At 69.8% G+C, this 14,316-nt stretch carries 15 protein-coding genes; 5 read left to right on the forward strand and 10 right to left on the reverse strand.

All coding sequences use genetic code 11. The annotated features are described in order from the left end of the window. Window positions 1-45: 45 nt before the first annotated feature. The 4 genes from ACIBLC_RS27540 to ACIBLC_RS27555 form a co-directional block, all read right to left on the reverse strand. The gene (locus ACIBLC_RS27540) at window positions 46-933 is read right to left on the reverse strand and encodes a L,D-transpeptidase (protein ID WP_399213896.1); all 888 of its coding nucleotides are present in this window, start codon (window positions 931-933) and stop codon (window positions 46-48) included. A gap of 161 nt (window positions 934-1,094) precedes the next feature. Further along, window positions 1,095-2,525, reverse strand: coding sequence for an NAD(P)H-hydrate dehydratase (locus tag ACIBLC_RS27545; protein WP_399213897.1), 1,431 nt, complete (start codon window positions 2,523-2,525; stop codon window positions 1,095-1,097). Window positions 2,526-2,581: 56 nt separating this feature from the next. Next, window positions 2,582-2,953, reverse strand: coding sequence for a holo-ACP synthase (locus tag ACIBLC_RS27550; protein WP_399213898.1), 372 nt, complete (start codon window positions 2,951-2,953; stop codon window positions 2,582-2,584). A 9-nt stretch (window positions 2,954-2,962) separates the two neighbouring features. Further along, window positions 2,963-3,397 (reverse strand): ATP-binding protein, encoded by a 435-nt coding sequence (locus tag ACIBLC_RS27555; protein WP_399213899.1) that lies wholly within the window; start codon window positions 3,395-3,397, stop codon window positions 2,963-2,965. A gap of 265 nt (window positions 3,398-3,662) precedes the next feature. Here ACIBLC_RS27555 and ACIBLC_RS27560 point away from each other — a divergent pair, with 265 nt between their 5' ends. Further along, window positions 3,663-4,481, forward strand: a complete 819-nt coding sequence (locus tag ACIBLC_RS27560; protein WP_399213900.1) for a helix-turn-helix domain-containing protein — start codon at window positions 3,663-3,665, stop codon at window positions 4,479-4,481. 8 nt (window positions 4,482-4,489) lie between these two features. Further along, window positions 4,490-4,708 (forward strand): DUF397 domain-containing protein, encoded by a 219-nt coding sequence (locus tag ACIBLC_RS27565; protein WP_399213901.1) that lies wholly within the window; start codon window positions 4,490-4,492, stop codon window positions 4,706-4,708. Here ACIBLC_RS27565 and glmS read toward each other — a convergent pair. Then, a complete protein-coding gene (glmS, locus tag ACIBLC_RS27570) occupies window positions 4,669-6,516 on the reverse strand; it encodes a glutamine--fructose-6-phosphate transaminase (isomerizing) (RefSeq protein ID WP_399213902.1) in 1,848 nt (615 codons plus the stop codon). The two genes, ACIBLC_RS27565 and glmS, sit on opposite strands and share 40 nt — an antisense overlap. 148 nt (window positions 6,517-6,664) lie before the next feature. Here glmS and coaA point away from each other — a divergent pair, with 148 nt between their 5' ends. Both coaA and ACIBLC_RS27580 read left to right on the forward strand, forming a co-directional pair. Continuing rightward, on the forward strand, window positions 6,665-7,654 hold the full coding sequence (gene coaA / locus ACIBLC_RS27575) for a type I pantothenate kinase (protein WP_399213903.1): 990 nt from the start codon (window positions 6,665-6,667) through the stop codon (window positions 7,652-7,654). A 24-nt stretch (window positions 7,655-7,678) separates the two neighbouring features. Then, window positions 7,679-8,620, forward strand: coding sequence for a DUF389 domain-containing protein (locus tag ACIBLC_RS27580; protein ID WP_399213904.1), 942 nt, complete (start codon window positions 7,679-7,681; stop codon window positions 8,618-8,620). A gap of 12 nt (window positions 8,621-8,632) precedes the next feature. Here ACIBLC_RS27580 and glmM read toward each other — a convergent pair whose 3' ends face one another. The 3 genes from glmM to rplM form a co-directional block, all read right to left on the reverse strand. Continuing rightward, window positions 8,633-9,991, reverse strand: a complete 1,359-nt coding sequence (gene glmM / locus ACIBLC_RS27585; protein ID WP_399213905.1) for a phosphoglucosamine mutase — start codon at window positions 9,989-9,991, stop codon at window positions 8,633-8,635. 218 nt (window positions 9,992-10,209) lie between these two features. Then, the gene (gene rpsI / locus ACIBLC_RS27590) at window positions 10,210-10,752 is read right to left on the reverse strand and encodes a 30S ribosomal protein S9 (protein ID WP_399213906.1); all 543 of its coding nucleotides are present in this window, start codon (window positions 10,750-10,752) and stop codon (window positions 10,210-10,212) included. A 42-nt stretch (window positions 10,753-10,794) separates the two neighbouring features. Next, on the reverse strand, window positions 10,795-11,238 hold the full coding sequence (rplM, locus tag ACIBLC_RS27595) for a 50S ribosomal protein L13 (protein ID WP_365436862.1): 444 nt from the start codon (window positions 11,236-11,238) through the stop codon (window positions 10,795-10,797). 420 nt (window positions 11,239-11,658) lie between these two features. Here rplM and ACIBLC_RS27600 point away from each other — a divergent pair, with 420 nt between their 5' ends. Further along, window positions 11,659-12,546, forward strand: coding sequence for a hypothetical protein (locus ACIBLC_RS27600; RefSeq protein ID WP_399213908.1), 888 nt, complete (start codon window positions 11,659-11,661; stop codon window positions 12,544-12,546). Between the two features lie 51 nt (window positions 12,547-12,597). Here ACIBLC_RS27600 and truA read toward each other — a convergent pair whose 3' ends face one another. Together truA and rplQ are read right to left on the reverse strand one after the other, a co-directional pair. Continuing rightward, a complete protein-coding gene (gene truA / locus ACIBLC_RS27605; RefSeq protein ID WP_399213909.1) occupies window positions 12,598-13,455 on the reverse strand; it encodes a tRNA pseudouridine(38-40) synthase TruA in 858 nt (285 codons plus the stop codon). A gap of 99 nt (window positions 13,456-13,554) precedes the next feature. After that, window positions 13,555-14,091, reverse strand: a complete 537-nt coding sequence (gene rplQ / locus ACIBLC_RS27610) for a 50S ribosomal protein L17 (protein WP_399213910.1) — start codon at window positions 14,089-14,091, stop codon at window positions 13,555-13,557. Window positions 14,092-14,316 lie beyond the last annotated feature (225 nt).

Here is a 14,316-nt window from a genome sequence, read left to right on the forward strand (position 1 = left end):
CCAGTGTCTCAGAGGGGTCGGACAGCACCCGGGCACCGGTGCCTGTCAGCCGCCGGTCCTGCGGCCCCATACGTAGACCCGGTCGCCCTTCTTGAGCACACCCCACAGCTTCCGGGCGTCGGCGAGCAGCAGATTCACGCAGCCCCACGAGCCGACCTCGGTGTGGATGCTGCCGTAGACGGCGTGGAAGGCCTGCCCGCCGTCGAAGAACTGGCTGTACGGCATGGAGGTGTTGTAGAGCGTCGACCAGTGGTTCTTGTGCTTCCAGTAGATCTTCTTCCACCCGGTCCGCGTCCCGTAGCCGGCCCGCCCGCTGCGCATCGGCACCGGCCCGTAGACGACCTTCTTGCCCTTCTGCACCCAGGTGAGCTGGCGGCCGAGATCCACACAGGCGACGCGGTACGACCGGACGGGACACTTCTTGGCCGCGTTCGGGTTCTTCCGCGCCGACAGCAGCCGCATCTGGGCCCAGGTGACGGTCCCGGCGAAGCCGATGCTGGGCTTGATCCTGTGCTTGGTCTGGAAGGTACGGATGGCCAGACAGTCGGCGCCGGCCTGCTTCCCGTCCACCCTCAGTCTCAGCCACCGCTCGACCTGCCGCTGGTAGGGCCCGGTCCGCTTGCTGCACGCCACCTTCGCGGCGGCGTCCCCGAGCGGCACGTACTCGACGAGGTCGTACGTCCCCGCCCTCGCGTCCCGCGGCTCGACCGCGTCCTCCGAGGCGGGCGGCGTGTACACCTTCGGCGCCAGCGCCTGGTCCGGCGTGTCGATCTGCCACGGCTGATACGGCCCCGGCGGCACCCCCGGCACGAGCTCCGCCTCGGGCCCCGAAGCGGGCGGAGCGGGCTCCCCGTACGCCGCCCCGACAGGCAGCACACTCACCGCGGCGAGCAGCACCGCGACGCCCCGGCACATCATTCGTCTGCTGATCATGAGATCAGCTCTACGCAGTGGAGGGAGAGCCACGATCGAGCCGCGCGGTGCTTTAGCCCGTCCGGCGTTTGAGGACGAGCCCTTCGGGCGAAGGGGGGCCTGGGGGCGCAGCCCCCGGAAACGGGACGGGAAGGGGCGGAGGGGGCGAAAAACCCCTCACCTCACCCCCGTACGTCCCGCCACGCATCCGGAATGGCCGCAGCCACATCGTGCGCCCCCGCAGGCGCCCCGTCCGCCGCGAACCGCCCCGCGAGCCCATGCAGATAGGCCCCGACACTCCCCGCGTCGAGCGCGGACAACCCGGCCGCGAGCAAGGACCCCGCCAGCCCGGACAGCACGTCCCCGCTCCCCGCGGTGGCCAGCCACCCGGTCCCGGTCGGATTCACCCGCACCGCCCCGCCCCCGGAGCCGGCGACCAGCGTCGTCGACCCCTTGAGCAGCACCGTCGCCCCGTACCGCCGCGCCAGCTCCCGCGCCGAGGCCAGCCGGGCCCTCTCGACCTCCTCCCGCTTCACCCCGAGCAGCGCGGCGGCCTCCCCGGCGTGCGGGGTCATCAGCGTCGGCGCCGTACGGTTCCGCACGGCGCCGACGTCGGCGAGCCGCAGCCCGTCGGCGTCCAGCAGCACGGGCACGTCCGATCCGAGCACCTCGCCCACCGCCGACGCGTCGTCCCCGGCCCCCGGCCCCACGACCCACGCCTGCACCCGCCCGGCCTGCGCCGGTCCCTTGTCGGTCACGAGCGTCTCGGGGAACCGGGCGAGCACCGCGTCCGCCGCGGGCCCGACGTACCGTACGGCTCCCGCGCCGCCCCGCAGCGCGCCGGCCACGGCGAGTACGGCGGCCCCGGGATAGCGCGCGGATCCCGCCGCGATGCCGACGACACCGCGCCGGTACTTGTCGCTCTCCGCACCCGGCACCGGCAGCAGGTCCGCCACGTCGGCGTGCTGAAGTGCCTCCAGGTCGGGCTCCGCGGGCAGTTCGAGCCCGATGTCGACGAGGCGCACCGACCCGGCGTACTCCCGCGCGGGATCGATCAGCAGTCCTGGCTTGTGCGTCCCGAAGGTCACCGTCAGGTCGGCCCGGACGGCCGTGCCGCGCACCTCTCCGGTGTCCGCCTCGATACCGCTGGGCAGGTCGACGGCGACGACGGCGGCCCGGGAGTGCGCGACGAGCGCGGCGAGCTGTACCGCGGCCGGCCGCAGCCCGCCCGTGCCACCGATACCGACGATGCCGTCGACGACGAGATCGGCCCGGCGGACGACGTCCTCGGCGGCGTCCGGGGCGATCGTACGGCCGCCCGCCCTGCGCAGGGCCGCGAGTCCGCCCGGGTGCGTGCGTTCGGGGCTGAGCAGGACGGCGGTGACACCGGCGCCGCGCCGCGCGAGGCGGGCCCCGGCATACAGCGCGTCCCCGCCGTTGTCCCCGCTTCCCACCAGCAGCACGATGCGGCTGCCGTACACCCGCCCCAGCAACTGAGCGCAGGCGACGGCCAGTCCGGCCACCGCCCGCTGCATGAGTGCACCCTCCGGGAGCCGCGCCATCAGCTCCCGCTCGGCTGCCCGGACCGTCTCGACGCTGTACGCAGTACGCATACGGTCGAGTCTCCCGTACGGCGCCCCGAACCACAGCCCCAGCCCGGAGGCACCCCCTAGCCCTCCGCCACCACCACCGCCGAGGCCACCCCCGCGTCATGGCTCAGCGACAGGTGCCAGGACCGTACGCCCAGCTCGGCCGCGCGGGCCGCGACGGTGCCCGTCACCCGTAGCCGCGGCTGCCCACTGTCCTCGACGTAGACCTCGGCGTCGGTCCAGTGCAGGCCCGCCGGAGCGCCCAGCGCTTTCGCCAGGGCCTCCTTCGCCGCGAAGCGGGCCGCGAGCGATGCGGCACCCCGCCGCTCACCGCTGGGCAACAGCAACTCACTCTCCAGAAAGAGCCGTTCCGCCAGTCCGGGCGTCCGCTCCAGCGAAGCCCGGAACCGATCGATCTCAGCCACGTCGATACCGACCCCGATGATGCTCATGCGGAGACCCTACGGCGGCCCGCTCCCGCCCTGAGCGGCGGCGAGCTCGCACCACACGTACTTGCCCCGTCTGCCGTCCCTGGCCAGCGGCTGCCAGCTCCACTGGTCGGCGCAGGCCCGCACCAGCGCGAGCCCGCGGCCCTCCTCCAGGTCCATGCCCTCGTCGAACGGCCGTGGCGGCTCCGGTGGCCGGGGGTCGGCGTCCCACGCCCCGATCCGCAGCACGCCCGCGGACCACGACACCCGCAGGGCGGCGGGACCCTTCGTATGGCGTACGGCGTTGGAGACCAGCTCGGTCGCGAGGAGTTCGCCCACGTCGGCGAGGCGGATCAGGCCGTGCATGGTGAGGATCAGACGGAGGGTACGGCGACTGACGGTGACGGCGCGGAGGTCGTTGGGGACGTAGAGGTAGTACTCCCAGGGCGCGGTCTCGTTTTCGGGCATGCGTGAACTCCGGTTCGGTGGAGGGTTTTCGGAGGCCTGCGGGTGACGGGCGGTGGCATGGCCACGCCCGTCATGGCAGGACGGAGTGGTGCGCTTCCGGGGCCCCGGCGTTCCGCAGAGTGTGCGTCGCGTCACCGACGGTAGATCTAAATATAGAGATGCGGCAAGCCGATCGCGTAATCTGACACCGAACGAGTCGCGCCCGAGGGCGCGTTGAACCGAGGAGCAGTCGAGAGCTTTGAGGCGTGAACCGACGGCACGTCAGATGCGTCTGGCGACTGAGCTGCGCAGACTCCGCGAGGCCGCAGACCTCAACGCCCGCCAGGCGGCGGCACTGCTCGGGGTGAGCCCGGCCCAGATCACCCACATCGAGTCGGGCCTCGCGGGCGTGAGCGAGAAGCGACTCCGCCGCCTCGCATCCCATTACGCCTGCACGGACGAGGAGTTCATCGACGCCCTCGTCGCGGTGGCCACCGATCGGACACGCGGTTGGTGGGAGGAGTACCGGGGGCAGTTGCCCACATCGTTCCTGGACCTGTCGGAGCTGGATCACCACGCCCGATTCCGGCGCGACGTGGCCGTCCTGTTCGTGCCGGGGCCACTTCAGACCGAGGACTACGCCCGCGCGATTTTCTCCAACCGGGTCCCCGAACTCCCCGCAGAAGAGCGGGAGTTGCGCGTCCGCCACCGTATGGCGCGCCGGGTGATCATCGAAGGTCCCAGCCACATCCCGTACGAACTCGTGATCCACGAGGCGGCGCTACGCATCATGGTCAGCGACCGTGCCGCCGCAAGGGCCCAACTTTCGCGGCTCCTTGACCTCTCGGAGGCCCATGACATCACTGTCCGCGTCCTCCCGTTCGCCCTGGAAGGCTTCGCCAGGGCCGGAAGCACCATGACGTACGTCGGTGGCCGTGTCCCCAAACTCGACACCGTGGTGCGCGACGTACCCCACGGTTCGGCCTTCATCGATTCCGAAGCCATGCTCGGCGTCTTTCGAACGCGCTTCCGTAAGATTGAGGAAGTCGCACTCGACCCCCACCGATCGCATGACTTCATCCACAGGCTGGCCAAGGAACTGTGAGGCACCCGGTGACCACCCCCCTCAACTGGCGCAAGTCGTCCTACTCCGACGGCGATGACGGCAACGACTGCGTGGAGATCGCGAACTCCCCCACCCACACAGCCGTCCGCGACACAAAGGCCCCGGCCGGAGGCACCCTCACCTTCCCGGCCGGAGCCTTCGCCGGCTTCCTCGACGGGGTGAAGGGCTACTCCACCGTCACCGACTTCGCCAGGTTCCGCGGCTGATCGACCTCGTTCCCGCGGGCGGTCGCCAGCTCGCAGGCGAAGACCTGCAAGGGGACCGTCGCCACCAGTGGCTGGAGCAGCGTCGGGGTCACCGGGATCCGGATCAGATGGTCGGCGTAGGGGACCACCGCCTCGTCGCCCTCCTCGGCGATCACGATGGTCCGGGCACCCCGCGCGCGGATCTCCTGGATGTTGGACACGATCTTGTCGTGGAGGACGGAGCGGCCCCGGGGCGACGGCACGACCACGACGACGGGGAGGTCCTCCTCGATGAGGGCGATGGGCCCGTGCTTGAGCTCGCCCGCCGCGAAGCCCTCGGCGTGCATGTAGGCCAACTCCTTGAGCTTCAGGGCGCCTTCGAGGGCGACCGGATAGCCCACGTGCCGGCCGAGGAACAGCACGGTGTCCTTGTCGGCGAGCGAGCGCGCAAGCTCCCGTACCGGCTCCATGGTCTCCAGGACCCGGTCCACGGAGGCCGAGATGTGCGACAGGTCCCGGATCACGTCCTGGATCTCGTCGCCCCACTTGGTGCCGCGCACCTGGCCGATGTAGAGGGCCACCAGGTAGCAGGCGACGAGCTGGGTGAGGAAGGCCTTCGTGGAGGCGACGGCGACCTCCGGGCCGGCGTGCGTGTAGAGCACCGCGTCGGACTCACGCGGAATCGTGGAGCCGTTGGTGTTGCAGATGGCCAGCACCTTGGAGCCCTGCTCGCGGGCGTGCCGCAGGGCCATCAGCGTGTCCATGGTCTCGCCGGACTGGGAGATCGCGATCACCAGGGACCGCACGTCCAGGATGGGGTCCCGGTAGCGGAACTCGCTCGCGAGCTCCACCTCGCACGGGATCCGCGTCCAGTGCTCGATGGCGTACTTGGCGATCATCCCGGCGTGGAAGGCCGTACCGCAGGCGATGATGACGACCTTGTCGACCTCGCGGAGTTCGGCGGCGGAGATCCGTACCTCGTCCAGGGTCAGTGAGCCGGCCGCGTCGATGCGGCCGAGGAGCGTGTCGGCGACCGCCTTGGGCTGCTCGGCGATCTCCTTGAGCATGAAGTAGTCGTAGCCGCCCTTCTCGGCGGCAGAGGCGTCCCAGTCGACGTGGAAGGAGCGCACGTCGGCGGGCCGGCCGTCGAAGCCGGTGACCGTCACGCCGTCCAGGGTCAGTTCGACCACCTGGTCCTGGCCCAGCTCGATCGCGGAGCGCGTGTGAGCGATGAACGCGGCGACGTCCGAGGCGAGGAATGCCTCGCCCTCACCGACGCCCACCACGAGGGGCGAGTTCCGGCGCGCCCCGACGACCACGTCCGGCTCGTCGGCGTGCACCGCGACCAGCGTGAACGCGCCCTCCAGCCGCCGGCACACCAGCCGCATCGACTCCGCGAGGTCGGCGCAGGACGCGTACTCCTCGGCCAGCAGATGCGCGACGACCTCGGTGTCGGTCTCGGAGACCAGGTCGTGCCCGCGCCCGGCCAGCTCGGCCCGCAGCGCGGCGAAGTTCTCGATGATCCCGTTGTGCACGACGGCGACGCGTCCCGCGTTGTCGAGATGCGGATGGGCGTTGGCGTCCGTGGGCCCGCCGTGCGTGGCCCAGCGTGTGTGCCCGATCCCCGTCGGCCCGGCCGGCAGCGGCCGCTCCACCAGTTCCTTCTCCAGGTTGACGAGCTTCCCGGCCCGCTTCGCCGAGACCAGCCCGCCGTCCGCCAGCACGGCGACCCCCGCCGAGTCGTACCCCCGGTACTCCAGCCGCTTCAGCCCGGCCATCACCACATCGAGCGCCGACTGCGAGCCCACGTATCCCACGATTCCGCACATGACCCGCAGCCTAAGCGGCAAAACCTGCCCAAACCCGACACTTCATGCCCGAAATCGGAAATTGCCGTCTGCCTCTGCCCGCCCCGTCGGGTAACCCGCGTGACGGACCCCACGTACCGTCCCGTCCACACTCCCGTAACAATGGACTGTGATCTCTCCGGTCTCCTCGACCCCCCGGAGCGCCCACCGGCCCAGGCCGGAGGCGACTCCCTACCTCGACCTCACCCGTGCCGAGTGGAGCGCGCTGCGCGAGAAGACGCCGCTCCCGCTGAACGCCGATGAGGTGGAGAAGCTGCGCGGCCTCGGCGACGTCATCGACCTGGACGAGGTGCGGGACATCTACCTCCCGCTGAGCCGGCTCCTGAACCTCTACATCGGGGCGACGGACGGCCTGCGTGGCGCCCTGAACACCTTTCTGGGCGAGCAGGGCTCACAGTCCGGCACGCCGTTCGTGATAGGTGTCGCCGGCTCGGTGGCGGTGGGCAAGTCCACGGTCGCCCGCCTCCTTCAGGCCCTGCTCTCCCGCTGGCCCGAGCACCCGCACGTCGAACTGGTCACCACGGACGGATTCCTGCTCCCCACGCAGGAGTTGGAGGCCCGCGGCCTGATGTCGAGGAAGGGCTTCCCCGAGTCGTACGACCGTCGCGCGCTCACCCGGTTCGTCGCCGACATCAAGGCGGGCAAGGACGAGGTGACGGCGCCCGTCTACTCGCACCTCATCTACGACATCGTCCCCGGCCAGAAGCTCACGGTCCGCCGCCCCGACATCCTGATCGTCGAGGGGCTGAACGTCCTTCAGCCCGCCCTCCCCGGCAAGGACGGCCGCACCCGGGTCGGCCTCGCCGACTACTTCGACTTCAGCGTGTACGTCGACGCCCGCGCCGAGGACATCGAGGCCTGGTACCTCAACCGCTTCCGCAAGCTGCGCGCCACCGCCTTCCAGAACCCGTCCTCGTACTTCCGCAAGTACACCCAGGTCTCCGAGGAGGAGGCCCTCGACTACGCCCGCACCACCTGGCGCACCATCAACAAGGTCAACCTCCTGGAGAACGTCGCCCCGACCCGGGGCCGCGCGACCCTCGTCGTACGCAAGGGCCCCGACCACAAGGTGCGGAAGCTGAGCCTGCGCAAGCTGTGACCGCGTACGGCTACCCTGCCTGCCATGCTGCACCTCCGCCTGATCATCCCCGCCGACAAGACCGACGACGCCCTGCGGCTCATCGACAACACGGTCGGCACCGCGCACCTCGTGGTCATGCCGGGTGCCGCCCGCGATCCGGCCGGAGACGTGGTGATGGTCGACGTGGCCCGCGAGGCGGGTGACGAACTCATCGGCGCCCTGCGCGAGTTGGACCTCGAGAAAACCGGTTCGATCGCCGTCGAGAACATCGACCTGTCGCTCTCCGAGCGCGCCGACGAGGCGGAGGACGAGGCCCCGGGCGAGGGGGTGGACGCGGTCCTGTGGGAGCAACTGGCGGACGCGACGAACGAGGAGTCGACGCTCACCGTCACCTACGTGGGTCTCCTGGCCGTCGCGACGATGCTCGCGGCCTGCGGTGTGATGCTCGACAACGCGATCCTGATCGTCGGCGCGATGGCCGTAGGCCCGGAGTTCGGACCGCTCGCCGGAATCTCCACCGCGCTGGTGCGGCGGGCCCCGCAGCTGGTGTGGCGGTCGCTGTGGGCGCTGCTCGCCGGTTTCGCGATCGCTATAGTCCTGACGGCGGGCTTCAGTTGGCTGCTCGACCTCGTCGGACTTTTCAAGCGGACGATGGTGGAGGGCGCCCGGCCGAACACGGCCTTCATCTGGAAGCCCGACTGGATGTCGTTCGTGGTGGCGTTCCTGGCCGGTATCGCCGGGACTCTCTCCCTCACCTCGGCCAAGTCCGGCGCGCTGATCGGCGTCGCCATCTCGGTGACGACGGTCCCTGCGGCCGCCAACGCCGCCGTGGCGTTCAGCTACACGGACTACTCCCAGACATGGGGCTCCAGCCTGCAACTCCTCGCCAACCTCGGCGGCATCATCGTGGCGGGCACACTCACGCTGCTCGCCCAGAAGTGGTTCTGGGCGAGGCAGCGCGCGCGTACTCCCGAAGTGGCCTGAGCCCTCCGCGACTTAGCCGAGCGCGGACTTCACCGCGTCCGCGAGCCGCCCGGCCACCGACCGGGCATGGTCGATGTCGGCGGCCTCGACCATCACCCGTACGAGCGGCTCGGTGCCGGAGGGACGGAGCAACACCCGCCCGGTGGAGCCGAGTTCACGCTCGGCGTCGGCGACCGCGGTGGCCAGCTCGGCAGAGGTCCCCACCCGCGACCTGTCGACGTCCGGCACGTTGATGAGCACCTGCGGCAGCCGCTCCATGACGGACGCGAGGTCCCGCAGCGTACGGCCGGACTGGGCGACCCGGGCCGCGAGGAGCAGCCCGGTCAGCGTGCCGTCACCGGTGGTGGCGTGGTCGAGGATGATGACGTGCCCGGACTGCTCGCCGCCGAGCGCGTAGCCGTGCTTCTTCATCTCCTCCAGCACGTAACGGTCACCGACCGCCGTCTGTACGAAGGACAGTCCCTCGCGCTCCATGGCCAGCTTGAACCCCAGATTGGACATGACAGTCGCGACAACGGTGTCGGAGCGCAGTGCGGAACGCTCCCGCATCGCCAGCGCGAGTACAGCCAGGATCTGGTCGCCGTCCACCTCGGCACCCGTGTGGTCCACGGCGAGGCAGCGGTCGGCGTCGCCGTCGTGCGCGATGCCGAGGTCGGCACCGTGTTCGAGGACGGCCGCCTGGAGCTTCTCCATGTGGGTGGAGCCGCAGCCGTCGTTGATGTTGAGCCCGTCCGGCTCGGCACCGATCGTGATGATCTCCGCGCCGGCCCGCGCGAAGGCCTCGGGCGACACCCGGGCGGCGGCACCGTGCGCCTCGTCGAGGACGACCTTCAGACCGTCGATGCGGTTCGGGAGCACGGCGACGAGGTGGGCGACGTACTGGTCGAAGCCCTGGTCGTACGAGCGCACGCGGCCCACGCCCGAGCCGGTCGGCCGGTCCCAGGGAGCGCCGGTGCGGTGCTCCTCGTAGACGCCCTCGATCCGGTCCTCCAGCTCGTCGGCGAGCTTGTGGCCGCCGCGGGCGAAGAACTTGATGCCGTTGTCGGGCATGGCGTTGTGGCTGGCGGAGAGCATCACGCCGAGGTCGGCACCCAGCGCGCCGGTGAGGTACGCCACCGCGGGGGTGGGCAGCACACCGACGCGCAGGACGTCCACGCCCGCGCTGGCCAGACCGGCGACCACCGCGGCCTCCAGGAACTCCCCGGACGCGCGCGGATCACGCCCGACCACCGCGACTGCCCGGTGGCCCGCGAACGTGCCCGCCTCGGCCAGTACGTGTGCCGCCGCGACCGAGAGACCGAGCGCGAGCTCGGCCGTCAGATCCGCGTTGGCGACACCGCGCACGCCGTCCGTGCCGAAGAGTCGTCCCACTTGTCCTCCTGAGGAAACTTCAGAATTCGGAAGTCATCCGATCACATGAGCCGATCACACGAGCCTTTGAGCATCTTGTGCCGTTATACGCCCAAGGCTGTGATAAACGAACGCCCCGACGGCACTGTGGCGTGCCGCCGGGGCGTTCGGACGTACTACGCGTAACTACACGTGTTCCACTGACCACACGTGCTACGCGTACGAGCAGGCAGCGAAGATTAACGCTTGCTGTACTGCGGGGCCTTACGGGCCTTCTTGAGACCGGCCTTCTTGCGCTCGACCGCACGGTCGTCGCGCTTGAGGAAGCCGGCCTTCTTGAGGGCGCCGCGGTTGTTGTCGACGTCGGCCTCGTTCAGCGCGCGGGCGACACCGAGACGGAGCGCACCGGCCTGACCGGAGACGCCGCCACCCGTGATGCGGGCGACAACGTCGTAGCGGTTGTCGAGCTCGAGCACCTTGAAGGGCTCGTTGACTTCCTGCTGGTGCACCTTGTTGGGGAAGTAGTCCTCAAGGGTGCGACCGTTGATCTTCCACTTGCCGGAGCCCGGGACGATCCGGACACGGGCGATGGCGTTCTTGCGACGGCCCAGGCCCGCGGCCGGCTGCGGGTCGCCGAAGCGGCCCGCGAGCGACTCCGAGGTGTACTCGCCCTCGACGGGCGGCACCTCGGACTCGGTGGTGTAGCTCTCGACGTTCTCGGCGTTCTCGACGAGCTCGGTCTCGGTCTCTTCGACCGGCTGCTCAGCGGTGGTCTCGGCCACGATTGTCCTCAGATTCTTTTTCGTCTTAGGGGGTGGCCGGAACTACTGCGCGACCTGGGTGATCTCGAACGGCACCGGCTGCTGCGCAGCGTGCGGGTGCTGGTCGCCCGAGTAGACCTTCAGCTTCGAGAGGCACTGACGGCCCAGGGTGTTCTTGGGGATCATGCCCTTGATGGCCTTCTCGACGGCCTTCTCGGGGTTCTTCGCCAGCAGCTCGTCGTAACGGACGGAGCGCAGACCACCCGGGTAACCGGAGTGGCGGTACGCCATCTTCTGGGTCTTCTTGTTGCCGGAGAGGTGCACCTTGTCGGCGTTGATGATGATGACGAAGTCACCGGCATCGACGTGGGGCGCATAGATCGGCTTGTGCTTGCCCCGCAGAATGGTCGCGGCAGTGGTGGCCAGACGACCCAGGACGACATCCTGGGCATCGATGACATACCACTGGCGAGTGATGTCGCCGGGCTTGGGGCTGAACGTACGCACTTCGTAGCCTTCGCTTCTTCAGTGGATGGGTCCTGACACATGGCATCACTGAAGCGATCGTGCAGCTGGGGACGACAGTGCCGGGAAACGCTGGCCCGTATGCCGCCCTCTGGTAACTGCTCCAGGGAACCTACGTAAGGGCCTCTCGCGTGAGAACGACCAAGCCGATACGCATAACGAAGCACAAGACTACTCGTGCCGCCCCGGACGGGTCAAAACGCGCCCCGAAGCCGGCATCGCACCCCCGACCACGTCTCGTACGAACGCATGAAATCCACGCCCCCTCCGATCGCGGGGCGACGTGACGCACCAACCACCCGGAGTTGTCACTTTTGTGTGTACGCGCTCAGGTCACGCCCACATCTCAAGTGCCCGGCGGAGCGGAACGACATCCCCCAACGCCCGTCTAAGATGCGGCGCATGAGCTATGGGCAGGGTGGGCAGGGGCAGCCCCCGTGGGATCCCTGGAATTCGGGGTCCCAGCGGCCTCAGTGGGGCAGCCAGACGGACGACCGGACTCCGGACTGGGCGGCACTCGCCGACGCCTCCGAGTCGCGCAACAGGCGCCGCAGGCTGCTGCTGATCTGCGGCGGAGCGCTCGCCACGGTCGCGGTCGGCGTCGCCGTCGCGGTGGCCGTCGTGTCCGCGAACGGCAGCAACCAGGCCTCGAACACGCCCAGCAACCTGCCCGCCACCGCGGACATCCCGAGCGACACCACCGGGCCGACGCCGTCCTTCGAGCCGACCTCGGCGCCGCCCCCGCTGGACCCCGAGGACTTCATATCCAGCGTGAAGAAGGACACAGCGCCGATCAGCCCGGACATCCTCTTCCCCGGTTCGTCGCTGACCATGGGTGACCGCGTCTACCTCAAGGGCGCGAAATCCGACACGACGAACTGCGCCTCGGCCGTGAAGGGCACGCTCGGCACAGTCCTCACCAAGAACTCCTGCAAGCGCCTGCTCCGCGTCACCTACAGCAAGGGCGGCGTCGCGGCGACGGTCGGTGTGGCCGTCTTCGACACCGAGACCCAGGCGGCCAAGGCCAAGGTCGAGGCGGACGCCAAGAGCATCATCTCCTCGCTCGCCGGCAACGGCGTCAAGGCCTTCTGCAACTCGGCGGTCTGCCGCTCGACCACCAACTCCTACGGCCGCTACGCCTACTTCACCCTCGCCGGTTACACCAGCGGCAAGGACGTGACCACGAAGGACACCGCGGTCTTCACGGCCGGAGACGACCTCGCCGAGTTCGCCTTCCGCCAGATCCGCCGCCGCGGCGAGTCCCAGGCCTCGACCGCGGCCAACGAGTAACCAGAACCTCCGCCGGGCGCGCGCGGAGGCCCCCAGCGGTCCCCTGGACGCTCAGCAGCACCCCGCCGTCGGCAACGTCCGCTTGTTCCGCGCCTCCCTGCTCCGCGCGGCCAGCAACTCGTCGGCGGGGTAACCGACTTCCTCGAGCGTCAGCCCGTGCGGCCGTACGACATGGACCGCCGAGTCCCGTACGCCGGCACCCAGCACCTTCCCGGGCCACTCGACGCCCCGGTGCCCGTCCCCCACGAACAGCAGCGCCCCGATCAGCGACCGCACCATGTTGTGGCAGAAGGCGTCGGCGCGCACGGTCGCGGTGATGACCCCGTCGTCCCCGCGCACCAGGCTCAGCCGCTGGAGCGTACGAATGGTCGTGGCCCCCTCCCGCTTCTTGCAGTAGGCGGCGAAGTCGTGCTCCCCGACGAGGAGTTGGGCGGCCTCGTTCATGGCGTCGACGTCGAGCGGCCAGTCGTGCCACAGGACGTGGCCCCGCAGCAGCGGGTCGACGCCGCCGGGGTTGTCGGTCACCCGGTACGCGTACCGCCGCCAGACCGCCGAGAAACGGGCGTTGAACCCGCTGGGCGCCTCCACCAGCGACCACACCCGCACGTCCTTCGGCAGCCGCCCCGCCAGCCGCTTCAGCAGCTTCTCCCGGTGCTCGTCCCACAACGCCCCGGGCAGGTCGACATGCGCCACCTGCCCCCGCGCGTGCACCCCGGCGTCGGTCCGCCCGGCCACGGTCAGCTCATGGGTGACGTCCCCCGACCGCGTCACCGTCCGCAGGGCGTCCTCGATCTCCCCCTGCACGGTCCTGCGCCCACTGGCCTGCTTGGCCCACCCGGAGAACTCGCGCCCGTCATAACTCAGATCCAGCCGCACCCGCACGAACCCGGCCGCTACGTCATCACTCACAAACAGATCCTCTCAAGGGCTGGCCCTCGACCCCACCGATGGAAAGCGAAAGCGGGCCCGCCCCGAAGGGGGCGGACCCGCTCACACGCGAGCCGAAGCTCAGGCGTCCTTGTCCTTGGACTCGGACTTGTCGCCCTCGGCGGCGTCAGCCGGCTTCGCGTCCTCGACAACCTCGTCGGAAGCCTCGGTCTCGACCGGGGCGTCCTTCTTGGTGGTGTCTTCCTTGACAGCACGCTTGGTCGCCGCCTCGGCCTCACCGGTGGCAGCCTGCGCCACGGTCAGGGCCTCCACCAGCTCGATGACAGCCATGGGCGCGTTGTCGCCACGACGGTTACCGATCTTGGTGATACGGGTGTAGCCACCCGGACGGTTCTCGTACCGCGGGCCGATCTCGGTGAAGAGCGTGTGCACGATGCTCTTGTCCGTGATGACCGAAAGCACCTGACGGCGGTTGTGAAGGTCACCCTTCTTCGCCTTCGTGACCAGACGCTCGGCGTACGGCCGCAGACGGCGGGCCTTCGCCTCGGTGGTCGTGATCTTGCCGTGCTCGAAGAGCGACTTCGCGAGGTTCGCGAGGAGCAGCTTCTCGTGCGCGGCACTGCCGCCCAGACGGGCACCCTTGGCAGGCTTCGGCATGGTCTTTCTCCTTGGTGTCTGCCCCGGCCGTATCAGGTACCGAAGTCAGTGTCCGAGCGGGCGATCGCCCGTCGGAGATCCGGGACCCCGAAGGGTCCCGGAGGTGTGGCTCCCGATCAGTACTGGTCGGTCAGTACTGCTCGGTCTCCACGAAACCCGCGTCCACGTCGTCGTCGGCGCCGAAGGCGTCGGCGGCGGCGGTCGGGTCGAATCCGGGCGGGCTGT

Source organism: Streptomyces sp. NPDC050535, assembly GCF_044457665.1.
Lineage (GTDB): Bacteria > Actinomycetota > Actinomycetes > Streptomycetales > Streptomycetaceae > Streptomyces.

Excerpts from the sequence above, each read along its gene's own strand:
- glmS (WP_399213902.1), bottom strand. The coding sequence starts at position 6,516 with ATGTGCGGAATCGTGGGATACGTGGGCTCGCAGTCGGCGCTCGATGTG.
- rplQ (WP_399213910.1), bottom strand. The coding sequence starts at position 14,091 with ATGCCGAAGCCTGCCAAGGGTGCCCGTCTGGGCGGCAGTGCCGCGCAC.
- ACIBLC_RS27540 (WP_399213896.1), bottom strand. The coding sequence starts at position 933 with ATGATCAGCAGACGAATGATGTGCCGGGGCGTCGCGGTGCTGCTCGCC.
- ACIBLC_RS27555 (WP_399213899.1), bottom strand. The coding sequence starts at position 3,397 with ATGCCCGAAAACGAGACCGCGCCCTGGGAGTACTACCTCTACGTCCCC.
- ACIBLC_RS27580 (WP_399213904.1), top strand. The coding sequence starts at position 7,679 with ATGCTGCACCTCCGCCTGATCATCCCCGCCGACAAGACCGACGACGCC.
- ACIBLC_RS27550 (WP_399213898.1), bottom strand. The coding sequence starts at position 2,953 with ATGAGCATCATCGGGGTCGGTATCGACGTGGCTGAGATCGATCGGTTC.
- ACIBLC_RS27560 (WP_399213900.1), top strand. The coding sequence starts at position 3,663 with ATGCGTCTGGCGACTGAGCTGCGCAGACTCCGCGAGGCCGCAGACCTC.
- ACIBLC_RS27545 (WP_399213897.1), bottom strand. The coding sequence starts at position 2,525 with ATGCGTACTGCGTACAGCGTCGAGACGGTCCGGGCAGCCGAGCGGGAG.
- ACIBLC_RS27600 (WP_399213908.1), top strand. The coding sequence starts at position 11,659 with ATGAGCTATGGGCAGGGTGGGCAGGGGCAGCCCCCGTGGGATCCCTGG.